Below are 24,078 nucleotides of genomic sequence, written 5' to 3' on the forward strand. Positions count from 1 at the left end.
GTTCGTTTAACGAACATAAATACCTTATGTGAACAATATGCTTGCAAGAAATGAAAAAACTATGCAAGCTTGTTTTGAAGTCGAGACAATAAAACAGGATGGCGGCCCGACAGGGCCTTACGCATCCTTTCGCGGAGTTTTCGAATATGGCTGAAATTTTTTTTTCGACAGGGTGACGGGAGTGTCAAAAAAACAGAGGCCAAAGCGGGTGGTAGCGTGATGCAGCTTGCCATTCAGGAAAATATTCGCGGTATCGAAGCGGAGTGTGGTGGCGCCTGCGCCTGTGCCACCTGTCATGTATATATAGATGATGCATATCTGCACCTGCTGACCCCGCCGGCTCAGGATGAAGAGGAAATGCTCGAAGGTGTGGCGGCTGAACGGCGTGATGGCAGCCGGCTGGCCTGTCAGGTCATTGTGAGTGATGCGCTCGACGGTATGGTGGTCGAAGTGCCGGATCGTCAGTTCTGATGACCGCGGGTGTTGTCATTCTTGGAGCGTCTCATGCCGGTGTGCAGTGTGCTGCTGCATTGCGGGAGTCCGGTTATCTGGGTTCCATAACGCTTGTTGATGTACAAAAGGATCATCCTTACCAGCGCCCGCCTCTTTCCAAGGGGTTCATGACGGGAGCAGCATCAGCGGAAAGCCTTTGCCTGCGGGGTGAGGTGTTTTTGGATGCGGAAACATCGACCTGCGGCTTGGTGTGCAGGTCGAACGCATCGTGCGGGATGAGCATAAAGTGCTTCTGTCCGATGGGCAGGAGCTGGCGTATGAAACGCTCGTTATCGCCACAGGCAGCCGTGCACGGCCGTTCCTTGAAGATTGCGCAGTTGAGAATGTCTACACCCTGCGGACACTGCGTGATGCCGAAGCGATCCGCGCTGCGGCAGAAACGACCGAAGGGCCGGTTGTTATTGTTGGTGGTGGGTATGTGGGGCTGGAACTGGCGGCCACATTCCGCACGCATTTCCAGCGCATGGTGCATGTTGTCGAGGCCGCACCGCGCCTGCTGATGCGTGCGGCTTCGCCCGCTCTTTCGGCTCTGGTCGCCGCCAGGCATCAGGAAGCGGGTACGGTCGTGCATGCTGGTCGCTGCGTGACAGGGCTGGAGCAGGTGGACGGTGCGGTTTCTGGTGTTGTGATGCAGGATGGCGAGGTTCTTCCCGCCGGGCTTGTGATCAAGGGTGTTGGTATTCTGCCCAATCAGGAACTGGCAGTCATGGCCGGGCTGGATTGTCAGGATGGCATTCTGGTTGATCAGTATTGCCGGACATCGGATTCTTCCATTTTTGCCATCGGGGATTGCTGCCGTTTTCCAGAGGCATTTTCTGGCAGGCTGGTGCGTCTGGAATGTGTCCAGAATGCTCATGATCAGGCCAGAACTGTCGCGTCGGTTATTTCAGGCAAAGCCCAGCCCTATACGGCAGTTCCGTGGTTCTGGTCCGATCAGTTGGGCATGAAACTGCAGACTGCCGGTAGGTGGGAAGATGGCATGACCTGTGCAGTGCGAGACGAATCTGAAAAAGGGAAAATGTCTTTCTTTCATTTTTCATATTCTGGTCAGCTCTGTGCAGTGGAAACGGTTAATCACCCTGCGTTGCATATTCTTTCAAGGCGAATGATTTTGTCGGGTGTTTTTCCAGAAATCTCTCAGGTTGAAAATGTCGATTTTGATCTGAAAAGGCTTCTGGCATGAATGGATGATAATTGATCGCAGTTATTTGGGGTGAAGAGGGTATTTCTGATGTAAATCAGAAATAGTATTCTGTTATGCTCGCGTTATTTTAATAGTGTAATTATATTTATAATAAAATTAAGAAAAATCTTTTCATTTTTCTGGAATCTCATTACGATTACGAATCGTTACGGAATCAAAAAATAGATGCGGTGTTCCGTGAGTTTGTTCACAGGCAAATCTTCAACCTATCAAAGGCGACGGAGGACCGGGGATGCGTTATGGTCGGAAATTTCTACTTTTGGCAGGCTGTATCAGTCTGGCTGCGCCACCAGCAATGGCTGCCACAGCAGCTTCAGGCTCATCTGCCAGCTCGGGGAAAAAAGCGGCAAGTGAAAGCCGTAAGAATGAATATCTGGAAGTCGTGGGCGGGAATGTCATTTCCGCTACAGGGGTAACCGGGCGGCAGTTCGGTGGTGGTCTGATCCGTGCGGAAACGGGGGATAAATCCGCCAGTACTGTTTCGCGCGATTTTATTGCCAAGCAGTCTCCTACGCAGTCCACATTCCAGATGCTTAAACTGACGCCGGGGGCCAATGCCGCGTCGTCAGACCCGTTTGGCATGCAGTATGGCGGCGGCGGTTTTTCGGTGCGCGGGCTTGATTCGTCACAAATGGGCTTTGTCTATGAAGGCATTCCCGTGACCAGCAGCTATAACAGCCAGGTCAATCCTTCCGAGTGGGCGGATACCGAAAACCAGGAGCAGATCCGCCTTGAGCAGGGTTCTCCTGATATTTCAACGCCGACTGTCAACGCCTCTGGTGGTGTAGTCTTTATCCAGACCCGCGATCCCTCGCATCATTTCCATGTTACTGCGGATGCCACGGGTGGTTCCTACAGCATGGCTCGCGGTTTTATGCGTGTCGATACGGGTGATCTTGGCCGTTCAGGCGTGCGGATGTTCATGTCCGTTTCGCATATGGAGGCTGATCATACCCGTGGGGCCGGGCATGATTCCAAAACCCATTTCGATCTGGGGGCCGTTAAGGACTGGGGTGCAGAAAGCCGCTCCAAGCTGACGATTTCCTATTCGAACTTCGATATCTCGAACTATGCGTACCCCACTCAGGCACAGTTCGATAAGGGTGGGTATAACTATACCAATGTTTATACCGGCACGAACACGAACTATTACAAGCTGCACCAGAACCCTTACGAGGCATTGCTGGTCTCCTTGCCCACAAAGCTGAAGCTGATCAAGGGTCTGACCTTCAATTTCACGCCCTATACATACTACAACTACGGAACAACGGGTTTCGGTGGTATGGTTGCGGAAAATGCTGTCTATAGCGGGCTGAGCAAAGAGCAGGTTGACCTGAATGGTGATGGCAGCATCACCAGTAACAAATATATGACTTACGAGCCCTATATTGAGGAAACATCCCGCTCCGGCTTTAACACCAATATGGTTTATCAGCGCGGGCACAACACGCTGACATTCGGCTACTGGTTCCAGTACGAGAATGATAACCTCTTCTCGCAGTATGGCCGGGTTAGCAGTAGTGGTTCTCCGCTCAATCCGTGGGGCGATTCCAATTATTATACGGTCAATGGCCACCCCATCATGCTGATGGCGTCTCATTCTTATGTGACGACAAACGTGCTCTATATCGGGGATACGCTGTCCCTGCTGCACGACAAGCTGAAGCTGACGGCTGGTTTCCGTGAGGCGATGGTGAACCGACAGGGCACAAACTCCCTTCCGGGCACGCCGTATCACATCGAAACCAACACAGCCGAACCTTTGCCGGCAGTTGGTGTGACGTACAAGCTCAATGATCACCATCAGTTTTTCATGAATGGTAGCACAGCCTTCAGAACACCCACGTCGAATGCGATGTTTGAAAGCACCTATAACGGTGCGGTGTCGTCGGTTGGTAATCCGAATCTGAAGCCTGAATATTCGATCAGTGAGGAAATTGGTTACCGTTACACGTCCAAACTGATGATGGCGCGTCTGACTTTCTTCAACTACAACTTTACCAATCGTCTGGTCAGCACTGTCATTTATAACGGCACCCAGCAGATTCCCTCGCAGCTTAATGGCGGTGGCCAGCATGCACGTGGGGTCGATTTTGAAATCGGCACGGCGCCCATTCACCATTTCCGGCCTTATATGTCAGCGGAATATCTGGATGCACGGCAGGACAATAACCTGAAGGTTGGCAACGACTATCTGCCGACAAGCGGGAAAACGGCTGTCAATGCACCCAAATACCAGCTTGGCTTCGGTCTGGATTATGATGATGGCCGGTTTTTCGGCAATGCGGGCATCAAGTGGGTTGGTCGGCAGTACTCGACATTCATGAACGATGCTTCCATCGATCCGTATGTGCAGGCAGATATGACGGCAGGTTACCGCCTGCATGATATCGGCATGCTCAAGAACATGGAATTTCGCCTGAATATCGTCAATCTTGCGAACAACCATTATCTCTCGGGCGTATACAGTGTGAAATCGAACGCTCAGGCCACAACCGGCACCATGGGTTCGACAATCGCTGCATCCGGTGCGCCGTCTTACTATGTTTCAACGCCGTTCATGGCCATGGGAACGGTTACCGCCGGTTTCTGAGGCAACGGACAGGTCTGGAGTGGTCAATGCACGATAGCCAGTATGGACGACGTACTTTTCTCGCCGGTGCGGCGGGAGCGACCCTGATTGGTGTCGGGGCGGGCCGTGAGCCCGTCCGGCAGACAACGGCAGGGCTTGTCAGGGGTAAGGCAACCGCCGTGCCCGGAGTTACGGCCTGGCTGGGTATCCCGTTTGCCGCGCCACCTGTTGGAGCGTTACGGTGGCAACCACCGCACCCCCCCATACCATGGGCCGGGGTGCGGGATGCTACGCGCTTTGGGGCAAGCCCCTGCGCGCCATCCATGCCGGGCGTTAGTCTTGATTACAGCCCGGACAGGATGAGTGAAGATTGCCTGACCCTGAATGTCTGGGCCCCGCCGGAAGATGGGCGGCGGCGGCCTGTCATGGTCTGGATTTTTGGTGGTGCGTTCGTCATGGGCAGCAGTGCCAACCCACGGTATGACGGCGCACAGATGGCTGCCGAAGGCACTGTGTTTGTATCCATTAACTATCGCGTGGGGATTCTGGGGAGCTATGTGCACCCGGAACTCTCAAGCGAATCACCCGCAGGCGTGTCGGGCAATTATGGTCTGATGGATCAGATTGCTGCTCTGCAATGGGTTAAGGACAATATTGCGAATTTTGGTGGAGACCCTGATAATGTAACGATCTTTGGCCAGTCGGCCGGGGCGTTCAGTGTCGGGTTTCACCTTGTTATGCCTCAATCCCGTGGTCTGTTCCACAAGGGTATTGCCCAGAGCGGTGCACCCATGGGGCGTCCGTCATCCAGCATTCTGCTGGGGCGGCAGGCGGACATGCAAAAGGAAGGCGTGGCGTTTGCGCAGCGCATGGGTGCCAGCTCCATTGCCGATATGCGCCGTATGGACGCCATGCATCTTGTAACGACATATGGGTTTAAATGGCTGTTTTATCCCAATATCGATGGCTGGCTGATCCCTGATCATCCCTGTACCTTGATGGAGGCGGGGCGCTGCGCCAATGTGCCGGTTATTGCCGGTCATAATCATGATGAAGGGCGGGTTTTCCCGCCGCTGGGTGGCGGTACCCTGTCGGGCCTGCAAGCGAGCCTGCAGGAAAACTACGGCACATATGCACCTGAAATCCTGCGAGTTCTGCAGGAACAGGGCTCTACCGATCCGGCGGTTATGGGCCAGGAAGCCTTTGGGGATGTTGTGTTCAACTGGAACAGTGTTGCCCTGTTCATGGCTATGTCACGCGTTTCAAAAAGTTATGCCTATCGCTTCGATTACGCGCATGCCTCAACCAAACCCGATAGTTTTGTAAAAGGGCAGGGTCTGGGAGCCTTTCATGGCGCCGAAATCGATTTTGCCCTGAGAACCTGCCGCTTTGACGTGCCAGAGCGCCGTGCGGAACAGGAACGGCTGATGAACACACTGTCGGGCTACTGGCTCAATTTTGCCAGAACCGGCACACCTAACGGTGCGGGCCTGCCGTACTGGCCAGAATATCAGGTTGGTTCAGGCAAGGTTCTGCGTTTTGGAGAAGGCGCGCCAGCATTGGACGATATCGCTTTCCGTGAGCGTCTGGTGCTGCTTGGGCGCGCCATGGATAACCGTATGGTGGAGCAGGCCTGACATGAAAGAACCCGTTTTCGACAAACCCCTGTTTGACAGTCGCGGCTCTTTTCTTCTGCTTATGCTCTGTTACGCAGCCGTTGTGGCCTCCATGGGCGGCGTTGGCGTTTTTGTCTCCTTCCTGCCGCAGATTGCACAGGACATGGGGATTTCCAAATCCGAAGCGGGCATGGCGCTTTCGCTGTTTTCCGTGCCTTCCGCGCTGATCTGCCTGCCGATTGGCCGGTTGATTGACCGTATTGGCATCTGTCTGGGCATGGTGCTGGCTGGCCTGCTGATGGCAGCGGGAGATGCCGTGCTGGCTCTATCCAGCATGCGGGCAGAACTGTATCTGGGCATGCTGCTGGCCGGGAGTGGCTTTGGCTGTCTTGTAGTCGCTTGCCCGAGCGCTCTGGTTTCGTGGCTGAATGGCGATACGAGAACCCGCGCACTATCGTTCTGGTCAACCTATGGGCCTGTTGGGTATGCTTTTGGCTTGTTGCTGTCAGTTCCGTTTGCTGAAGGTCTGGCATGGCGGCATGCGTTTCTTACGCATGGTTTGGTTGCGCTATGCCTGACCGTGCTGTCATTTTTCCTGCCCCGCAAGGATGCCTCGGTTGCATTGCGGCCTGATAATGTGGCTTCAGCCTTTTGTTTAAGGATACCCGTGTTATCAGGCTTGCGGCGGCGCTGGCTCTGCCCAATGCGGTTGCCTATGGCGTGAGTGTTGTCATGCCTTCTTATATCAACCGGGTTTATGGTGTGGGGCTGGGGTTGTCCAATAGTGGCATTGCGAGTGCCAAAATTTTTGCCATGATACTGGGCGGAACACTGACAGGCTATGTGTTGACCAAGAAGTTCCATTTCAGGGCCATGTACAGAGTGCTTGTCTGTGTTGGCGCGGTGGCCCTTCTGATTCTGTTTTTCCCCAAAGGTACATTCGGGCTGGCCTTGGTGGGCTGATCATCTGGCTTCTGGCATTTGGTGGCATGGCGGGTGCGGTTACGGCGCAGTTCCCGACCTATGTTAACAACAAGGAAGATATCGGGGTGGTATCCGGCCTGATCGGGCAGGTTACATCTATTGTCTGCCTTGCCACCCCCCCGACTTATTTTGCCCTTTCCGGCTGGACACAATACTGGGGCCTGTCGTGCATCGTGTTGTGTCTTGCTGCCTTGGTCGTGCCATCCAAACGGTGATGGTGTCTGTAATGAAGCAGGAAAATTTCATTAAAAATAATGATTTTTCTTGTCTGTAAAAGCATGAGGCGTGTGGCGTGCTTTGCGAGTGCGCTACCGCATATGTGGAGATGATATGGTGAAGATTGTTTCTGTTCAGGCCTATCCCTTTTCCCTTCCTACCCGGCGTGATTTTCGTTGGGCGGGCATGCTCGGGCAGCTTGGCAATTTTGTTCTTGTCCGTATTGAAACCGAAGATGGTGTGGTGGGTTATGGCGAAGCAACGCCTCTGCCGGATTGGGGCGGGGATTTCAGCCGCCATGCGGGTGAGACCATCAGCACGGTTATTGCCATGGTGCGCGATGTACTGGCCCCGGCGCTGATCGGGCATGATGTTACCGCGGTAACGGAAGCTGCCAGCATTATGGACCGGGTGGCAGTTGGCAATGTCTACGCCAAATGTGCTGTCAGCATCGGCCTGTATGACGCCTGGGGAAAAAGCGTGGGCCTGCCGGTTTACAAGCTTCTGGGTGGAGCGGTGCGCGAGAGTGTGCCTGTCGCCCACATGGTCGGCCTGATGCCTGAAAAAGAAGCGCTGGATGAAGCTATTCTGGCGGTGGAAGACGGTGTGCGGGCGTTGCAGATTAAGGGTGGTGTTGATGCGGAGCGCGATATCCGCCTCGTTGCTGCCCTGCGCAAGGAGTTCGGGGACGGCGTTGCCCTGCGTCTGGATGCCAATCAGGCTATGGCCATGTCAAGAACGCCCTTGCCATTGTGCGGCGTCTGGTTGATGCCGGGGTTAGCCTGATCGAGCAGCCGTCCGAAGGCCTGCGCTATATGGCGGAAGTAACCGCCGCCAGTGCTGTGCCGATTGTTGCCGATGAAAGCTGCTGGGATATTCATGACGCGGTGGATGTGCTGCAGGCCCGTGCGGCGGATTGCATTTCCATCTATCTGGCAAAGGCTGGCGGCTTTGGTGGTGCCTGCAAGGTGGCGGATTTGGCTGGGGCAGCGATGATGGCCTGCGATGTCAACGGTTCGATCGAATCTGCTATCGGCACGGCGGCCAATGTGCACTTTGCCCTTGCACGTCCGGCTGTGTCCCTGCCTGCGGTTATTACGATCAGTGCTCCGGCGGGCACGCATCCCTGTCGTGTGGCGGGCCATTACTATGATGATGATATCCTGACAGAACCGATGCAGGTCAGGGATGGCGCGATCCTGCCGCTGGATGCGCCGGGCCTTGGTATCACCATTGATGAAGACAAGCTTCAGGCTTTCCGGTGTGATCAGTGATGCAGACAACAGATTATCGCATTGCAGCCGATATTGGCGGCACTTTTACCGATGTGGCCTGCCTTTCCTCTGAAGGGCAGCTTATCACCGCCAAGGTGCCCTCCACCCCGCACGACTATGCCGAAGGCATTCTTGTAGGGATCGGGCAGATTGTGGAGCAGCTTGGGCTGGAGGCTGGCAATTTCGGCCAGCTTCTTCATGCCTCGACCATTGCGACCAACGCCATTCTTGAATCCAAGGGCGCTAAAACTGGCCTTGTTACAACAGAAGGTTTCCGTGATGTTCTGGAGCTGCGCCGTATCAGGGTGCCCCGGCTGTACGAACCCCTGTACGAAAAGCCTGCGCCACTTGTGCCGAGGCGCAACCGGTATGAAGTGGCGGAGCGGCTGGATGCCACCGGTGCTGTCGTGCAGCCGCTGGATGAAGCCGGGGCGCGGGCCGTAGGCCGAGCACTCGCGCAGGCTGGTGTAGAAGCCGTGGCTATCTGCTTTCTGCACAGCTACGTTAATCCCGAGCATGAACGTGCAGTAGAGCGTATCCTGCGTGAAGAACTGCCCGAGGGCTGTTTTATCTGCGCCAGTTACGATGTCCTGCCTGAAATGCGCGAATACGAACGGACCAGCACAACGGTTGTCAATGCGTATGTAGGGCCGGTTGTCAGGACATATCTGGAAAAACTCGTGCAGCGTCTTGAAGCCGCCGGTTTTGATGGTAACGTGCTGATGATGCAGTCCAGCGGTGGTCTGCTGGATGTAGCGCAGGTGCAGGAACGGCCCGCAACCGTGGTGGAAAGTGGACCTGCCGCCGGTGTGGTAGGGGCGGCGCGTCTGGGTATGGCCGCAGGCTATAAGGATATTATTACCTTTGACATGGGCGGCACGACCGCAAAGGCCTCGCTTATTCAGGATGGCTGCGTAACCGCCACCGATGATTATGAGGTGGGTGGCGGTATTTCCATGTCGAGCGCGCTGGCCAAAGGGGGTGGTTACGCCCTGCGGTTGCCTATTATCGATGTGTCCGAAGTGGGGGCCGGGGGCGGCAGTATCGTCCGGATTGATGCGGGCGGTGTGCTCAAGATCGGGCCGGAAAGTGTTGGCGCGGTACCCGGTCCTGCCTGTTATGACCGTGGGGGCGAGCACGCAACGGTGACTGACGCCAATGTCGTGCTGGGTTATCTCAACCCGGTCGCCCTTGCCGGTGGTACCGTGCCAGTCAAGGCCATACGCGCGCAGGAAGCGATTACGCGCACTGTCTGTGACCCTACAGGGATAGATCTGCTGGAAGCGGCTTACGGTATTCATCGTGTGGCCAATGCCACCATGATGCGAGCGGTCAAGGCGGTTTCCACATATCGTGGCCGGAACCCGCGTGACTTTACGTTGCTGGCGTTTGGCGGCAATGGCGGCATGCATGCCGCAGCTCTGGCGCGGGAGTTGAATATCGGCCGGGTTATCGTGCCGCCGGGTGCTGGCGTGTTCAGTGCGGTGGGTCTGCTGGTGGCCGATTACGAAATGGGTCGTTCGCTGTCGCTATCCCTTCTCCTGAAGGACGGAGAGACAGAACTGCTTGAAAAAGCGTTTTCTGATCTTGAAACGTCTGTTCTTGAAGGCATGACATACGAAACCACACCAACCCTGACCCGCTCGGTGCAGCTGCGCTACAAGGGGCAGGGGTCGGAACTGGGTGTTGTCGTGCCACCCGGCGTGATTGTGGACGAAACCCTGAACCTGCTGTCATCAGGTTTCGAGACCGAGCATAAGCGCAGCTATGGTTATATCAATGAAACGGGCCTGATTGAGCTTGTCAGCCTGCGGGTTGTGGCCTCATTGCCGCCAGCGCGTGCGCCGCGTGTGAGTGGTATTACCGGGCTTGTCGATACGGGTGAGATCGTTACCCGGAAAGCCTATTTCGGTTCCTCGTCAGGCTTATGGAAACGCCGGTTATCACCCGCATGGCGCTGAGTGATACGCCCCGTTCCGGGCCGATGATTATCGAGGAATATGAAGCACCACCATTGTGCCGCCTGACTGCACGGCATGGCGGGATAGCCACAACAATATCGTGATTCAGCTTGGGGCGGAGGAGCAGCAAGATGGCTGAGTGTGATCTGGCGCTGCTGGAAATCATCAAGAACGGGTTTGAGCTGTCGCCGATGAAATGGCGATTATCCTTATGCGCACGGCCCATTCTCCCATTGTGCGCGATGCCATGGATTTTTCCACGGCCCTGTGCGACCCGTATGGGCAGAATATTGCGCAGGGGCTGACAACCCCCATGCATCTTGGCAGCTTTTACGATGCCATGCAGAACCTGATCGGGCAGTATGAAGGGGATATAAACGACGGCGATATTTTTATCGGCAACGACCCTTATATTGCCTCTGGCCAGCACCTGCCTGATATTTACGTTATCAAGCCGATTTTCCATGCAGGTGCGCTGTGTGGCTGGGCTGCGACGATTGCGCACCATGTTGATGTCGGCGGGCTTGTTCCTGGCAGTAACTCGCTCAGCTCCACCAGCATTCATCAGGAAGGCCTGCGGCTGCCTTTTCTCAAACTGTTGAAAAAAGGCGTTGTCGATACCGCTATTCAGGCGATTATCGCGGCCAATGTTCGCACGCCGGATCTGGTTCTGGGCGATATTTCCGCCCAGTGTGCGGCCGTGCAGGCAGGGGACCGTGGTCTGCACGACATGTTGCAGCGTTATGGTGCGGAACGCCTTGCCGGATACACTACGGCGCTGCATGACTATGCGGAAAAGCTATCCCGTGCCGCTATCAGCAATATTGCCGATGGTACTTATACGTTTGAAGACCATATTGATGGTCTTGGCGAGGAGGGTGCTCCCGTTGTCTTTCGCCTCAGGCTTGAGGTGAAGGGTGATGAGGTGACAGCGGACTGGACGGGCACGTCCACACAGGTGGCGGGGGGTATCAATGCACCGCTGTCTTTTTGCAAATCCAATGTCTATGCCGCGTTGCGTTCGGTCATGGGCACGGATGTGCCTAACTGCCATGGCTATACGCGACCTATTCATGTTCTAGCCCCTGAAGGCACCGTGCTGAACTGCACCTATCCCGCAGCCTGCGGGGGGCGTGGCATTACGGGTTACAGGATTGTGGACTGCGTGTTCGGCGCGCTGGCGGCCTGTCTGCCCGATAGCGTTGCGGCGGATGGCGCTGGCGGCTCTACCCTGCCCAGTTTCAGCGGCCGTCAGAATGGGCGGACATTCGTGTTTTCTGAATGTGTGATGGGTGTCTGGGGGGCAACCAGCGCGCATGACGGGCAGGAAGGGGTGCCGCATATGGCCTCTAATCAGGCCAATGTGCCGGTAGAGGTGATTGAGGCGGATTACCCGATCAGGTCGAGCGTTACGGTATAGCACCCGACACCGCCGGAGCAGGACGCAACCGGGGTGGGTTTGGCATTATCCGCGATTACCGCATTCTGCAGGATGGTGTGTATTTTGGGGTGCGCTCAGACAAGCTACGCTTTCCGCCCCATGGTCTGGATGGCGGGCGTGCGGGTGCCGCGGCATCCAATATCCTGCTGATAGATGGGAAGGAACACAGGCTGCCCGCCATGCCGCTGGAGCCTATCATGCTCAATACGGGCGATCTGTACCGCCATGTCATGGCTGGCGGCGGGGGATATGGCAGCCCGTACGAGCGCGAGCCAGCCCGCGTGCTGGAGGATGTGCTGGACGGTAAAATGACCCAGTCCCACGCCTTTGATGAATACGGTGTCGTGCTGACAAAGGAGATGGGGGTCGATCTGGCGGCAACCCATGCCCGCAGGAACACCCTTACGGAGAAAACCAATGCAGATAGCCACTGACCGTCGCGTTGTTTCCGATATTGATCCGTTTTCGGAAAGCTTTCGGGCCGACCCCTATAGCCATTATGCCCAGCTTCGTGCTCTTGGGCCGCTTGTTTGGCTGGAAAAATACGGTATCTGGGTTGTGCAGCACCATGCGCAGGTCAAGACGGTTCTGACCGACTGGAAGCGCTTCAGCAATGCTGGCGGTGGCGGGCTGACCAATTATTTTAAGGAAAAAAACTGGCGCAAACCCAGTATTATTCTTGAGGTTGACCCACCGGAGCATGAGCGTACCCGCCGGGTTCTCATGCGGTTGTTCACCCCCGGTGCGTTGCAGAAGATGCGTGAGGAATTCACGCAGGTTGCCCAGTCCATGGTTGCTTCTGCCATTGCGCAGGGGCAGGTAGATGGCGTGTCCGATCTGGTGCAGCCTTTCCCCATGAAGGTGTTTCCCGATGCGGTGGGCATGCCTCCGCTCGATCGTGATATCATGCTGGTTTATGGCGGCATGGTGTTTGGCGCCTTTGGCCCGCGTACACCATGGTATGATCAGCTTCTTTCCCGTGCGGATGAAGTGAGTGCATGGATCGATGCGCATTGCGAGCGCTCGGCCCTGACGGATGACGGCCTTGGCGCGGCTATTTATGCTGCGGCTGATGGGGGTGAAATTACCCATGAGGAAGCCAAGCTGCTGGTGCGCTCCTTCCTGTCTGCCGGGGTGGATACAACCATTGATTCCATCGGCCTGTGCCTGCGGGCACTGGCAGAACACCCCGAGCAGTGGGCGGCCTTGCGTGAAGACCCCTCTCTGGCCCGTGCAGCGTTTGAGGAGGCCACGCGCTATGACAGCTCCTCGCAAAGCCTGTTCCGCACCACCACTGAGGATTTTGAGTTCGAAGGCAGATGCTGGGCAAGCACGAAAAGGTGCTGGTGCTGATCGGCTCCGCCGGGCGCGATCCGCTGGTGTGGGATGAGCCAGAGCGTTTTGATATTCGCCGCAAGATTACACAACAGGTCGGGTATGGAGCGGGCGTTCATGGTTGCGTGGCGCAGATGATGGCGCGCCTTGAAGGGGAAGTGTTCTTCCGCGCTCTGGCCACACAGGTGGACAGGCTGGAAGTGACCGGCCCCTCTACCCTGCGGCTGCATCCGGGGCTGAGGGGGCTTGTCAGCCTGCCTCTGGCGCTCACCGGCAAGTAAAATAAGGATAGCAGAACCATGGCAACGGTTATTGTTGCGGGCGGCGCCACAGGAATTGGCCGCGCCTGCGTTGGGTTGTTCAGGGAACGGGGCGACAATGTTGTCCTGATAGACCATCGGCCCGAAGCACAGGCGGTCGCGGATGAGAGCGGGAAGGGCGAATGCCTGTTTCTCCAGCGTGATCTGGCGGACCCCGCTGTGCCGAAAGAGGCCGTGGCGCTGGCTGTGGAGCGTTTTGGCGGGGTTGATACCCTGCTGATTACGGCTGCATTGATGGTGTCTTCCGCCCTTGAGGACTGGACGAACGAGATGTGGGACCGCACGGTGGCGCTCAATCTCAAGATGCCGTTTTTCTTCACACAGGCTGCAGCGCCTTATCTCAAGGCTTCTGCCAATCCGAGCATCGTGTTCACCTCATCAACCGGGGCGATCAAGGGCCATGCCGGTATGTCGGCCTATCAGCCACCAAGGCGGCCCTGCCGGGGCTGGCGCGTAGTCTGACTGCCGAGCTTGGCCCGGCAGGTGTGCGGATAAACTGTGTGCTGCCCGGCTGGATTGAAACACCGTTCAACGACCCGTTCTGGTCATACCAGCGCGACCCTGCGGAGCGCCGCACCCTGATCGATGCGGAAATTCCGCTGGGGCGGCATGGCACACCGGATGAGGTTGCCTCGCTTGTGCTGCTGCTGACCTCCAGCGCAGGGCGCTACATTGCTGGCACATCGATTGTGGTCGATGGCGGTTATACGGCGGTCTGACCCTATGCAGTACACGAACTGGCGGATAGCGGATGGCTATTCTTCTGCCGTAAGGCCGGTGCTGATGGGCGATGTGGGGGCGGTATCCGCTGCCCACCCGCTGGCTGTTGCCGCCGCACAGGACATGCTGCTGCGCGGTGGCAGCGCTGTGGATGCAACCATTGCCGCCCAGGCCGTGCTGTGCGTGATCATGCCCGATGCCTGCGGCATTGGGGGCGATCTGTTTGCGCTGGTGGATGACGGTATAGGCACGAGCGCCATCAGTGGCGCAGGTGCAGCCCCCCGGCATGGCACCGTCTGTTCTGATGACGGGGCGAACAGCATAACCGTGCCCGGTCTTGCCGGTGCATGGGCCAGTATGCATGCCCGTTGGGGAACACTGCTGTTTTCGGATATTCTCGCCCGTGCCATTCATCTGGCTGAAGGCGGGGTGATGGTGTCCGCCTCCATGGCGCAGACAGTCCATACGCATGCCGAGCGCCTGCGCGCCAATGGTGCGGCCTCGTGGTCGCTCCTGAACCTCCCTGCCGGAGCGCGCTTCGTACAGAAGGAACTGGCAGCGCTGTTGCGGCTGTTTGTCCAGCATGGGCCGCAGTGTTTTTACGAAGGGGATGTGGCAACGCATATCGTGCGCGCCGTAAAGGCACAGGGTGGTGCGCTGGATGCGCAGGATCTGGCGGCTCATGTCACGGAAGTTGGGCCCGCTCTGTCCGTTGAATTGGGTGAACTGAGCGTAATGGTGCAGCCTCCGCCAACACAGGGTGTGTTGCTGGGCATGGCGTTACGCAATTTCAGCCGTATGGGGCAGGGCAGTGCCGTTCTGTCCGATCATCTGGCTGTGGAACTGACAGAAGCCTCTTTTGCCTATCGGGACCGTGCGGGGGAGGGGGAGGCCCTGCTGGATGTAGCCTTGCAGGTTGATCCGGCGCAGGCCAGCCGCCGGGGCGGGCCACGGGCTTATCTGCACACCGCAGGTGTTTCCGTGACCGACCGCAACGGGCTGGTTGTTTCCTCGCTTGTCAGCGTTTTTGATGATTTCGGCTCCTGCCTGCTGGTGCCGGAACTGGGCATTACGCTCAACAACCGGGCAGGCGGGTTTACACAGGGTGCCAATGCGTGGCGGCCGGGTGCGCGGCCTGTGCATACACTGGCCCCCGCTCTGCTGCGCTCGCCACAGGGTAGGATGGCGCTTGCAACCCCCGGTGCGGATGGGCAGGTACAGACCCTGCTGCAACTGATTATTCGCATGCAGTGTCATGGGGAGGATCTTGCCACTGCTGTCGCAGCGCCACGCTGGCGTAGTCAGGGCAAGCGACTATTGATGGAAGAGGGCCATCCCTCTCAGGCGGGGCTGGCGGCCATGGGGCATGACGTGCTGCCGACAACACCCGGAGCTACCTGTTTTGGGGCAGTGGTGTGTACGGGTATCGATACGGCGGGCAGTCCTTTTGCGGTAGCGGACTGGCGGCGCAATACATGGGCCGGAGTGGCATAAAAACTGGCCTGAAAGACGGAAGGTTTGATAAAATATGGCGGAACGCCAGTTACGCGCTCCGCTATATTCTGCTGTCCTGTCAGCTAGGCTGATATGCCTTGCCGAAAGCGCGCAGTGCTGCGGTAAAGCAGCCTTCAGGAGCCTGTGTCTGGCCTGCCCCGATAACACCGCCCTTGCAGTGGGCAATGGCGGTGTCGATCACAGGTGTAATCCCCTGCTGCACAACCTTACGGATATCAATACCCGCCGGAACCCCGATGAAATCCATGGTCGGGATCTTGAATTCCATCAACTGGCCAACGGTGATTAGCTGCATGCTCTGCACGGTCGAGACCGCGCGGGCAAAGGAACCGTTCACGAACTGCTGGAGTGCAGGGGCCGCCGCCTGTGCATGCCCGCCAAGGCCGATGGTTTCCATAATGCTGCTATCACCGATATCTGGCACAGCATCGGCATCGCCCCATTCAGACGAGAAATATAATCCCTCGATCCGGTTGGCCGGTGCGGTAAACCACTGCTCACCCAGTCCGCTGACCTTGATGCCGAACTCAACACCATTGCGGCACATGGCGGAAACAACCGTGCTGTATGGAATGTTTTTGATGGAATCGGCCATGGCTTTACCTGCTGCCATGGACAGGCAGAGCGAGAACTGTTCGTTCACTTTCAGATAGGCCAGTGTTTCCTGCAACAAGGCGCGGTCCGTGCAGGTATCGTACAGCGCCAGTGCAATGGCGTTGAGGATAACGGCGCTGCCAGCGCTGTTGCGGTTATGGCATTCGTCGCCCATTTCCAATGCGCGGGCAATCATGGGCTTGACCGGAATGGGGGGAATACTGCGGATGGCAGCCCCCAGAACCGGGCCCAGCACGGTTTCCAGCCAGCGCCAGCGCTTGCGGGCTTCGTTATTGTATTCATCGCGGTTCAGAAGGCCCGAGGCCGGGCCCTGAAAAAGCTGCGAGTAACCATAGCGGTTGTGAACAGGGTCATGCACGACCGCCAGCGGGCTGGAGGCACTGGTAATGCCCGCCATGCCGCCAACGGCCCCGTATTCATGGCACGGGGCTACGACAATCTGCCCCTGCAGGATCATCTGCTCGGCTTCGGCTTCCGTTTCCGCAAGGCCTTCGTGAAGGACAGCCTGAACAACCCCCATTTTCTGGGGGTTGCACATATCCTGCCAGGCAATGGGCGGGCCCGCATGCAGCACGGTGGCGCGTGTCATACCGGGCAGTACGTCAATGGCCGGGCGCACATCCACCCAGACCGGGCGTGCCGCGGCAAAGCGGGACAGGGCTTCGTTGTTGGCCGCGGCGATCTTGTCAGGGAGTGTCATGTCATGCCGCTCCTTGCAGGCTCTGGCCGAAGGCCCGCAGTGCCAGTTCAAAACAGGCCAGTGGGGCATGCACTTCACCCGCGCCGATCAGCCCGCCTTCCTTATGGGTTATGGCGGTGTCCAGCAGGGGGGTAATGCCGGTCTGCACAACCTTGCGGATGTCGATACCGATGGGGCCGGGCGCAAAGTCCATGGCCGGGATGCGAACATCGGGGTTGGTTCCATGGCAGATGGACAGCATGTCATGCGTATTGGCGATAGCCTGCTGCATGGTGGCCTGAACATACTGGGTAACCGTGGGGGCCGCAGGCTGGATGAAACCGCCAAGGCCGATGGTTTCGGTAATGGCGCTGTCTCCCAGATCGGGCGCGGCATTGGAATCATTCCATTCCGCACGGAAAAACAGACCGCGTACGGGGTTGGCCTTGGCGATAAACCACTGGTCTCCAAGGCCGCTCACCTTGATACCGAATTCAACCCCATTGCGCGCCATGGCGGTGACAATGGTGCTGTATTCGATACCTTCGGCTGGTACCAGCATGGACTTGGCGGCTGCCATAATGGCATGCAGGAAGAAATGCTCCGATTCTACAAGGAATTTTATGGAAGCGCGTACGTCTTCTGCCGGCATGTCCACAGCCATGAGATGGCCATAGATTTCCTTGAGAAACTGCGCCGTGGCGGCAATCGAGCGGTTATGACACTCATCCCCCATTTCCACCGCGCGGGAAATGATGTTGCGAATATCAATCGGCCCGGCGGCTTTGAGCGCCTGCTTGAGCACCGGGGCAAAAACCTTGGCCTGCCATGTCAGGTTACGAAAAACCGTTTCATCATACGCACCCCATTTGAGCAGGCGCAGCCCGCCACCTTCAGAAATGCAGCTATAGGCGCGGTTGCCGAAAGTGGCGTTTTCCACCACCAGCATGGGGGTGGAGGCAGAGGTAATGCCTGCTCCCGCACCAACCGCCATGTGATGGTGGCAGGGGGCTGTCAGGATTTCGCCTTCGCGGATCTTCTGCTCCGCCTCTTCCGGCGTGCTGGCAAGGCCTTCCCACAGAGCTGCACCAATAATGCCATGCTTGTGCGGGCCGCACATGTCATCCCACGCAATGGCGGGTGCGGAGTGCAGGATCAGGTTGGGCAGCATGCCCGGCAGCACGTCTAGTGCGGGGGCTACGTCCACCAGTTGCGGCTTGCCCTGTCGGATAATGTCAACCGTGCGGGTATTGGCGTCTTCTATCCGGTCTTTAAGCGTCGTCATCAGTGGTTCTCCGGTCAGATCAGGGAATCGAGCAGGTTGAGCAGGTCATCGTCCTGCGGCGGGGGCGGCTTCCACAGAACCTGCACCACCGTAATGGATTGCTGCCTGAGCGTTTCGGCAAATAGGTCAATGCCGACATTCACGACACAGGGGGGCTGGCCCGCCAGGAGCGGATTTCCGGTATCAGTCATGGAGCATCCTCAGGTAACGGCCGGCCAGTGTTACGGCTTCGGCATTGTTGCGGGCGACCAGAATGTCGGCTTTTTCCAGCGTGGCGGCCTGCAGGGCATAATCCTGCGGGTCGGCACGGGTGCCGCAGATTGTCACGATCACGGGCAGGTTTCTGCCCTGTGCGTCAGCAAGAGCGCGGGCCTGTGCAATGGTTTCGGCCAGCAGGGCCGCGGGGTTTGCATGTGCGCCGTAGCCCAGCACCAGATCAATCAGCAGCAGGGCGACTTGCGGGTCCTGCGCTTCGTGCAGAATGCGCTGGTTACGCAGCAGGGGGTCGATCATTGGGTGAGCGCGGCCTTCGGTATAGGCGTCCTCCCCCAGATCAATGACTGTATGCTCTTTGCTGGTAAAAGGGTCTGTCAGGGCGTAAGCGCCGTGCTCCAGATTGGAATACACGCCGTTTACAACATCCTTCAGCAGAAACAGCGCCTCGTAGCAGAGTGTGCCACCAGCATAGAGACCACGCAGGTAACGCTGTTCCGGCTTGCGGCCCTGTAGGCTGTTTTGCAGGAAACTGTCCTGTGTGGCGGTATCGAGTGCTGGCAGGGGCGTGGAGGCCCCCATCGCCTGCGCCGCAGCCAGCGCGGTTTCCGCTAGCGTGCGGGTGAAGGTGAGATTACCCTCGGAGCCCGTAGCTCCCTGCCCGATAAAGTTGATGATAACGGGTTTTGGCAAGGTCGCGCAGGTGGCAAGAATTTTTTCCGCCACGGCAGGGCTGGGGGGCTTGGATGTCACGACGATCACATCGGTATTGCTGTCCTGCGCAAGGATATGCAGTCCCTGCAGCATGCTCAGCCCGCCGATTTCCTGTTTGAGGTCGCGCCCCCCCGTGCCGATAGCCTGACTGACACCAAGGCCCAGCCAGTCCAGTAGCGAGGAAATTTCCTGTGTACCGGTGCCAGATGCTGCCACAATGCCCACACGCCCACGGGCGACGGCATTGGCAAAGCCGATCCCGGCACCGTTGATGAGCGCGGTGCCGCAATCAGGCCCCATAAGCAGGCGGTTTTTGGCGGCGGCAAGCTCTTTCAGGCTGCGTTCATCTTCAAGGCTGACATTGTCGCTGAACAGGAAGACATTCAGGCCCAGTTCCAGAGCGCGCTTGGCTTCGCGGTAAGCATAGGCGCCCGGCACGGAAATACAGGCCAGATTAGCCTGCGGCTGCATGGTTACAGCGGCATCAAGCGAGCGCGGCTGAAGCGTACCCTGTGCGTTCTGCGGTTTTTGCGCCAGCAGCCGGGTTGCGGCCTCAAGTGCTTGTTCCGCTAGAGCCTCGGTATCAGCCACGATAGCGATGATGAGGTCGTCCGGGTTTGCCGCACTGGCCTGCGGTGTCAGCAGGCCCGAGGTTGCAAGAATTTTGCGGTTGTTTGGCGTTGCATCATGCGATGGCTTCCGTTACGCCCTCCTCATGACGGAGGGCTTCGGAAACGCGCATCAGCCTGACGGAATCATGGTATTCCCGCGGCCGGATGATAAGTCTGGATGCCATGGTTCAGGCCTTGTCCTGCTGGAATGTGGTGTCATGAAAAAGCGGGTAGCTCCGATGGCATCAAAGCGCAGGCCCGTAATGGTGTCGCGTGCGGCAACGATTGTTGCATTGCAGTGGAGCGGCACCGCCAGTGCAGCCTGCATGACCTCCATCTGCACCTGAGCGAACAGGGGCACGAATTCTTCCGGGGTCAGGCAGTTTTCCGCCTCGTCTATCAGGGTGTCGATCTGGGGATAATCCGCAGCGGCGCGTTTGCTCCAGCCATAGGAGCCCTGACCGCTTTTGCGGGAATGATAGACAAACCCCAGAAGCTGCGAGGAGCTTGCGTATTTGCCCTGCGGAATGAGGTTGTGCAGCCCCTGCATGCCAGCCTGAATCCATTGTGGCGGGGTGCAGAGTTCAACATCGACAGCAATACCGACCTGAGCCAGCTGCCGCGTTACAATCGCGCCGAACTGGGGGTAGAAATTGACCGGTAGCGCATAGAATGTCACGCGCAGGGTTTCCCCTTCACGCATGCGTATACCATCCGGGCCGGGTAGCCACCCTTCCTGTTCAAGCAGATGGACCGCTTGGGCGGGGTTGTGAGGGTACATATTTTCCACGCCAGGTTCATATCCCAGCGTAAACTGCGAAACCGGGCCGTAGGCGCGGGTGAACTCGCCATGGAAAACTTCGTGCACCAGTGCATCGACATCCAGAGCATGGCTGATAGCCTGCCGCACGGCGAGACTGCTGGTGGGGCTCCGTTTGATGTTCATCATCAACGAAACCGGCACACCCCGGATAGGCCATGTGGTGACGTCCAGCCCGTCTGTTGCGCGCAGGTTCTGCGCCTCTGCAGGATTGGCGGCAAAAATCATGTCCACGCTACCGTCCAGCAGCGCAGCGGTGCGGGTGGCGTCATCTGGCAGGAATTTGAACAGGATTTCGTCAATCAGGGGCGGGCCCTGATTATCCACGCAATCCGGTGCCCATGCATAGTGTTCGTTCCGGCGGATAACGAGGCAGTCTGTCTTGTCCCAGCGTACAAACTGGAAAGGCCCCGTGCCAACCGGGTGCAGCATGAAGGATCCACCGGCACTTTGCGCGCAGGCCAGAGAAACAGGGGCCAGCCAGCCCTGACTAAGGGCATCGAGCAGCAGGGCGTATGGAGAATCCAGCACAATTTCGAGGCAGTGCTCGTTCACCACCCGGCTTTCGCGGTAGCTGCCAAGCAGGCCTCCCGCCAACTGGGAGCGGTTGTCCGGGTTGCGGGCCCGATCAAGCGAAACCTTCATGGCCTCGGCAGTAAAGGGTGTGCCGTCGTGAAACAGGACATCTTTGCGAAGGTGGAACGTATAGGTCAGATGATCATCTGAAATACTGAACGTTTCCGCCAGACCGGGGCGGTACGCACCATCGGCCGTCTTGTTCACCAGTGTATCAAAGACACCATTGGTCATCTGCAGCGCGAGTTCCGCAGCGCCGAGATGGGGGTCCACATTAGAAGGTTCGTAGTGAACGCCTATGCGCAACTGTCTGGATGCACCCATGCTGGCCTCTTGGTCTTATAGTGAACATATGTGCGTATTAGCAACAAATGGCCGGGCGAATGCAAGGGAGAAATTACGAACCCATGTGCCAGTCTGCGTTTTCTGATCTGATATGGTTCATGGTTGTGTTTTGAAAAATAAAGATTTTTCCAAAAATAAAGGGGCTGAGTATGCTCAGCCCCTTTGGGTTGGTCTGTATATTGGGTGCGGAATCAGATCAGTGTTTGGCTGATATCTTCGGCAGCGGCCAGCATGTCGGGCAACACGTCGGCCAGCAGTTTTTCCATGGGCACCATAGAACTGAAAGTGAAAGTGTTGAAACTGGCGACAACCCGCTGGCGGCTGTCAAAAATGGGCACGGCCAGAGAGCGGACGCCGATCTGCATTTCCTGATCGACAATGGCATAACCCTGCTTGTGGATCGTGCGGCATTCACGGCGCAGGGCTTCCATGCTGGTCAGGCTCTGTTCCGTAAGCGGCTCAAGGGTAATCTGTTTGAGCAGTGCGTCCCGCTCGCTTTTTTCCATCATGGCCAGAATACAGCGCCCGGCGGAGGCATAGGCCAGCGGAAAGCGGCGGCCGATGGTGAGCGCGGGAAAACTGAATGCATCCGTGTTGGCGGAGGCAATGTGCACAATGTCGAGTCCATCGCGAATACCCAGTGCCGCGGGAAAGCCCGACTGGTCACGGATTTTTTCGAGATAATATTGCGCCTTCTCGGACAGAGGCACGGAGGACAGGTAGGCGTAGCCCAGTTCCATGACTTTAGGGGTCAACTGGAACAGGCGGCCGTCCTGCGAAACAAACCCCAGATGCACCAGTGTCAGCAGGTAACGGCGCGCTCCCGCCCGGTCCATTCCGGTTTTTTCAGACACCTGCGACAGGGTCATACGCGGGTTGGCCCGCCCGAATGCCATGATGATGTTCAGGCCGTAGGAGAGAGAACCAACAAATGTTTTTGGTCTGTCTTGAGTCTCTGCTTCTGAAGTCGTCACTGATTGATCCACGCTCTTAAGAATTAATTTGGGGGTAGCATATAGGGAAAGATTTCTAATGTTTCCATGATCTGGAACATGGTGGGCTCCGGGCAAAAGCTTTTACATCACGTTTGCGTGATGTCTGGTTCTAAAACCAGCTTTCGTCGAATGTTCACAGAGCGCTCTTTTTTTCACAATGCACACAGTGTCCGGTGCAGAGGTAGGGCTGGTTGACGCATTTGATTGTTTAATACGAACTTATGTGCATTATATGAACTTAATGCCAGTCATGGCACCATGCAGGTAGGGAAAATTCAGTCATGAAACTGGTGATCGCACTGGGCGGAAACGCGTTGATGCAGCGGAACGAACCGCTGGGTATGGCGGTGCAGTGGAAAAATGCACGGGTGGCCGCCGGTGCGCTGGCGGAGGTTGCGCGGCAGCATCAACTCATCCTTACCCATGGCAATGGCCCGCAGGTCGGGCTTCTGGCTATGCAGTCCGAATCCTTCAAAGGAGCAGAGCCTTACCCGTTCGATGTGCTGGGTGCGGCAACCGAGGGCATGATCGGTTATATTCTCGAGCAGGAGCTGGGGAATATTCTGGGTTACGATGTCCCTGTCGCAACGTTGCTGACGCGCGTGGAGGTCGATCCGAATGATCCGGAGTTTTCAGACCCCAGCAAGTTTATTGGCCCAACCTTTGAACACGATCAGATCGAAGCGCTTCAGGCTGAATATAACTGGGTATTCCGTCAGGACGGGCGCAAATGGCGCAGGGTGATTGCCTCTCCGCAGCCGCAGCGCATTCTGTGGCACAGGCCTATCCGCTGGTTGCTGGATAACGGCACGGTTGTCATATGTGCTGGGGGTGGGGGTATTCCGGTTGTCAAAAAAGAGGGTCAGCGGATGGAAGGCGTGGAGGCGGTTATCGACAAGGACCGGGCCTCCAGTCTTCTGGCTATGCAGATACCGGCTGATCTTTTTGTTATTGCCACTGATGTTCAGGGGGTTTTCGAACATTACGATACACCGCAGCAGCGTCTTTTGCGGCGGGTCACGCCCTCTCATCTTATGGCGGAGCAGTTTGCCAAAGGATCAATGGGGCCCAAGATCGAAGCGGCCTGCCGTTTTGTAAACCGCACGGGTAAACCTGCTGTCATTGGTGCGCTGTCTGAAATTGCAGCCATTGTAGCCGGAGACGCCGGAACCTGGATCGTACCAGAGCAAGACGGGGCTGAATGAAACAAGTCAGAGCCTGCCGGGTCGGGGCGTTTGTCGCGGCCTCTCTTATGGGGGTGAGTGCACCCGTGCGGGTTCTGGCGGTGTTTCCGCGCCATGTTTATCTGGTGGTCAGCCTGCGCGAGGAGGATAGGGTTGTTATCCTGTGTCCGCTGAGCGAACAGGATGGCCCGTTATGTATCATGCTGGATCACTGGCCTGTCTGGTCTGAGCTTGCGGGGCAGGAGGGTTTTTTCGACAACGGTCATATACGGATAGTCCGTACGATATTCAGGTTGGTGATGCGGCTGTGTGGCCATCGGCTGTTGCCACATTATCTGATAGCGCAGTCTGTTTGCGGCAAAAACTGACC

At 57.2% G+C, this 24,078-nt stretch carries 22 protein-coding genes and 3 pseudogenes; 19 read left to right on the forward strand and 6 right to left on the reverse strand.

The features are described 5' to 3' along the window. The first annotated feature begins 150 nt into the window (after positions 1-150). The 17 genes and pseudogenes from JCM25143_RS16050 to JCM25143_RS02205 all read left to right on the forward strand — a co-directional run bounded on the left by JCM25143_RS16050 (position 151) and on the right by JCM25143_RS02205 (position 15,650). Entirely contained in the window at positions 151-471 is a 321-nt protein-coding gene (locus tag JCM25143_RS16050) for a 2Fe-2S iron-sulfur cluster-binding protein (protein WP_035370340.1), read from the forward strand. Next, positions 471-635 (forward strand): annotated as a pseudogene (locus JCM25143_RS25045) (FAD-dependent oxidoreductase); the annotation flags it as partial. The gene JCM25143_RS16050 and the pseudogene JCM25143_RS25045, both read left to right, overlap by 1 nt. 56 nt (positions 636-691) lie before the next feature. Further along, entirely contained in the window at positions 692-1,696 is a 1,005-nt protein-coding gene (locus JCM25143_RS24580; protein ID WP_267879901.1) for an NAD(P)/FAD-dependent oxidoreductase, read from the forward strand. Between the two features lie 316 nt (positions 1,697-2,012). Continuing rightward, positions 2,013-4,310: a TonB-dependent receptor gene (locus tag JCM25143_RS02155; RefSeq protein WP_025859869.1), complete on the forward strand. Its 2,298-nt coding sequence runs from the start codon at positions 2,013-2,015 to the stop codon at positions 4,308-4,310. A gap of 26 nt (positions 4,311-4,336) precedes the next feature. Beyond that, positions 4,337-5,926, forward strand: a complete 1,590-nt coding sequence (locus JCM25143_RS02160) for a carboxylesterase/lipase family protein (protein ID WP_025859870.1) — start codon at positions 4,337-4,339, stop codon at positions 5,924-5,926. A gap of 1 nt (position 5,927) precedes the next feature. Continuing rightward, positions 5,928-6,629: an MFS transporter gene (locus JCM25143_RS02165; RefSeq protein ID WP_025859871.1), complete on the forward strand. Its 702-nt coding sequence runs from the start codon at positions 5,928-5,930 to the stop codon at positions 6,627-6,629. 8 nt (positions 6,630-6,637) lie between these two features. Continuing rightward, positions 6,638-6,868, forward strand: coding sequence for a hypothetical protein (locus tag JCM25143_RS02170; RefSeq protein WP_148299975.1), 231 nt, complete (start codon positions 6,638-6,640; stop codon positions 6,866-6,868). A 26-nt stretch (positions 6,869-6,894) separates the two neighbouring features. Beyond that, entirely contained in the window at positions 6,895-7,104 is a 210-nt protein-coding gene (locus JCM25143_RS02175) for a hypothetical protein (RefSeq protein ID WP_025859873.1), read from the forward strand. 115 nt (positions 7,105-7,219) lie between these two features. Beyond that, positions 7,220-7,891 carry a mandelate racemase/muconate lactonizing enzyme family protein gene (locus tag JCM25143_RS24585; RefSeq protein WP_199897797.1) on the forward strand — a complete coding sequence of 224 codons (672 nt, stop codon included), beginning with the start codon at positions 7,220-7,222 and terminating at the stop codon, positions 7,889-7,891. Then, positions 7,858-8,379, forward strand: coding sequence for an enolase C-terminal domain-like protein (locus JCM25143_RS24590; RefSeq protein ID WP_199897798.1), 522 nt, complete (start codon positions 7,858-7,860; stop codon positions 8,377-8,379). Before JCM25143_RS24585 ends, JCM25143_RS24590 begins: the two co-directional genes overlap by 34 nt. Then, positions 8,379-10,340 carry a hydantoinase/oxoprolinase family protein gene (locus tag JCM25143_RS16065; protein ID WP_234394888.1) on the forward strand — a complete coding sequence of 654 codons (1,962 nt, stop codon included), beginning with the start codon at positions 8,379-8,381 and terminating at the stop codon, positions 10,338-10,340. The genes JCM25143_RS24590 and JCM25143_RS16065 overlap by 1 nt, the downstream gene beginning before the upstream one ends. Before the next feature lie 211 nt (positions 10,341-10,551). After that, positions 10,552-12,215, forward strand: a pseudogene (locus JCM25143_RS16070) (hydantoinase B/oxoprolinase family protein). Beyond that, on the forward strand, positions 12,199-13,134 hold the full coding sequence (locus JCM25143_RS16075; protein WP_199897801.1) for a cytochrome P450: 936 nt from the start codon (positions 12,199-12,201) through the stop codon (positions 13,132-13,134). Before JCM25143_RS16070 ends, JCM25143_RS16075 begins: the two are co-directional and overlap by 17 nt. Further along, positions 13,101-13,397: a cytochrome P450 gene (locus tag JCM25143_RS22615; RefSeq protein WP_199897802.1), complete on the forward strand. Its 297-nt coding sequence runs from the start codon at positions 13,101-13,103 to the stop codon at positions 13,395-13,397. The genes JCM25143_RS16075 and JCM25143_RS22615 overlap by 34 nt, the downstream gene beginning before the upstream one ends. 18 nt (positions 13,398-13,415) lie before the next feature. After that, a pseudogene (locus JCM25143_RS16080) lies at positions 13,416-13,915 on the forward strand (SDR family NAD(P)-dependent oxidoreductase); the annotation flags it as partial. Between the two features lie 6 nt (positions 13,916-13,921). Then, positions 13,922-14,155 (forward strand): SDR family oxidoreductase, encoded by a 234-nt coding sequence (locus JCM25143_RS25050; RefSeq protein ID WP_369347346.1) that lies wholly within the window; start codon positions 13,922-13,924, stop codon positions 14,153-14,155. 4 nt (positions 14,156-14,159) lie between these two features. Beyond that, positions 14,160-15,650 carry a gamma-glutamyltransferase gene (locus JCM25143_RS02205; RefSeq protein ID WP_025859874.1) on the forward strand — a complete coding sequence of 497 codons (1,491 nt, stop codon included), beginning with the start codon at positions 14,160-14,162 and terminating at the stop codon, positions 15,648-15,650. Between the two features lie 79 nt (positions 15,651-15,729). Here JCM25143_RS02205 and JCM25143_RS02210 read toward each other — a convergent pair whose 3' ends face one another. The 6 genes from JCM25143_RS02210 to JCM25143_RS02235 all read right to left on the reverse strand — a co-directional run bounded on the left by JCM25143_RS02210 (position 15,730) and on the right by JCM25143_RS02235 (position 22,503). Then, positions 15,730-16,986 (reverse strand): YlbE family protein, encoded by a 1,257-nt coding sequence (locus JCM25143_RS02210; protein ID WP_025859875.1) that lies wholly within the window; start codon positions 16,984-16,986, stop codon positions 15,730-15,732. A gap of 1 nt (position 16,987) precedes the next feature. Beyond that, a complete protein-coding gene (locus tag JCM25143_RS02215; protein ID WP_025859876.1) occupies positions 16,988-18,250 on the reverse strand; it encodes a YlbE family protein in 1,263 nt (420 codons plus the stop codon). Between the two features lie 14 nt (positions 18,251-18,264). Continuing rightward, entirely contained in the window at positions 18,265-18,441 is a 177-nt protein-coding gene (locus tag JCM25143_RS22620) for a hypothetical protein (protein WP_199897803.1), read from the reverse strand. Continuing rightward, positions 18,434-19,840 carry an acyl-CoA synthetase FdrA gene (gene fdrA, locus JCM25143_RS16085; protein WP_199897808.1) on the reverse strand — a complete coding sequence of 469 codons (1,407 nt, stop codon included), beginning with the start codon at positions 19,838-19,840 and terminating at the stop codon, positions 18,434-18,436. Before fdrA ends, JCM25143_RS22620 begins: the two co-directional genes overlap by 8 nt. A gap of 78 nt (positions 19,841-19,918) precedes the next feature. Then, positions 19,919-21,508, reverse strand: a complete 1,590-nt coding sequence (locus JCM25143_RS16090; protein ID WP_199897804.1) for an ABC transporter substrate-binding protein — start codon at positions 21,506-21,508, stop codon at positions 19,919-19,921. Positions 21,509-21,720: 212 nt separating this feature from the next. Then, a complete protein-coding gene (locus tag JCM25143_RS02235) occupies positions 21,721-22,503 on the reverse strand; it encodes an IclR family transcriptional regulator domain-containing protein (protein WP_025859877.1) in 783 nt (260 codons plus the stop codon). Positions 22,504-22,805: 302 nt separating this feature from the next. Between JCM25143_RS02235 and arcC the strand changes: the two genes are divergently transcribed. Further along, complete coding sequence (arcC, locus tag JCM25143_RS02240) at positions 22,806-23,729, forward strand: carbamate kinase (protein WP_025859878.1); 924 nt, start codon at positions 22,806-22,808, stop codon at positions 23,727-23,729. Continuing rightward, positions 23,726-24,076: a hypothetical protein gene (locus JCM25143_RS21830; protein ID WP_025859879.1), complete on the forward strand. Its 351-nt coding sequence runs from the start codon at positions 23,726-23,728 to the stop codon at positions 24,074-24,076. The genes arcC and JCM25143_RS21830 overlap by 4 nt, the downstream gene beginning before the upstream one ends. Positions 24,077-24,078 lie beyond the last annotated feature (2 nt).

The sequence above is a fragment of the Acetobacter papayae JCM 25143 genome, assembly GCF_000613285.1.
Lineage (GTDB): Bacteria > Pseudomonadota > Alphaproteobacteria > Acetobacterales > Acetobacteraceae > Acetobacter > Acetobacter papayae.

Bases quoted from the DNA above. Each gene is read 5' to 3' on its own strand.
- JCM25143_RS22620 (WP_199897803.1), bottom strand. From the start codon at position 18,441: ATGACTGATACCGGAAATCCGCTCCTGGCGGGCCAGCCCCCCTGTGTC.
- JCM25143_RS02170 (WP_148299975.1), top strand. From the start codon at position 6,638: ATGCCTTCTTATATCAACCGGGTTTATGGTGTGGGGCTGGGGTTGTCC.
- JCM25143_RS22615 (WP_199897802.1), top strand. From the start codon at position 13,101: ATGCTGGGCAAGCACGAAAAGGTGCTGGTGCTGATCGGCTCCGCCGGG.
- JCM25143_RS02210 (WP_025859875.1), bottom strand. From the start codon at position 16,986: ATGACACTCCCTGACAAGATCGCCGCGGCCAACAACGAAGCCCTGTCC.
- JCM25143_RS02205 (WP_025859874.1), top strand. From the start codon at position 14,160: ATGCAGTACACGAACTGGCGGATAGCGGATGGCTATTCTTCTGCCGTA.
- JCM25143_RS02175 (WP_025859873.1), top strand. From the start codon at position 6,895: ATGGCGGGTGCGGTTACGGCGCAGTTCCCGACCTATGTTAACAACAAG.
- JCM25143_RS02165 (WP_025859871.1), top strand. From the start codon at position 5,928: ATGAAAGAACCCGTTTTCGACAAACCCCTGTTTGACAGTCGCGGCTCT.
- arcC (WP_025859878.1), top strand. From the start codon at position 22,806: ATGAAACTGGTGATCGCACTGGGCGGAAACGCGTTGATGCAGCGGAAC.
- JCM25143_RS24585 (WP_199897797.1), top strand. From the start codon at position 7,220: ATGGTGAAGATTGTTTCTGTTCAGGCCTATCCCTTTTCCCTTCCTACC.
- JCM25143_RS16075 (WP_199897801.1), top strand. From the start codon at position 12,199: ATGCAGATAGCCACTGACCGTCGCGTTGTTTCCGATATTGATCCGTTT.
- JCM25143_RS02215 (WP_025859876.1), bottom strand. From the start codon at position 18,250: ATGACGACGCTTAAAGACCGGATAGAAGACGCCAATACCCGCACGGTT.
- JCM25143_RS16065 (WP_234394888.1), top strand. From the start codon at position 8,379: ATGCAGACAACAGATTATCGCATTGCAGCCGATATTGGCGGCACTTTT.
- JCM25143_RS16090 (WP_199897804.1), bottom strand. From the start codon at position 21,508: ATGGGTGCATCCAGACAGTTGCGCATAGGCGTTCACTACGAACCTTCT.
- JCM25143_RS02155 (WP_025859869.1), top strand. From the start codon at position 2,013: ATGGCTGCCACAGCAGCTTCAGGCTCATCTGCCAGCTCGGGGAAAAAA.
- JCM25143_RS21830 (WP_025859879.1), top strand. From the start codon at position 23,726: ATGAAACAAGTCAGAGCCTGCCGGGTCGGGGCGTTTGTCGCGGCCTCT.
- JCM25143_RS02160 (WP_025859870.1), top strand. From the start codon at position 4,337: ATGCACGATAGCCAGTATGGACGACGTACTTTTCTCGCCGGTGCGGCG.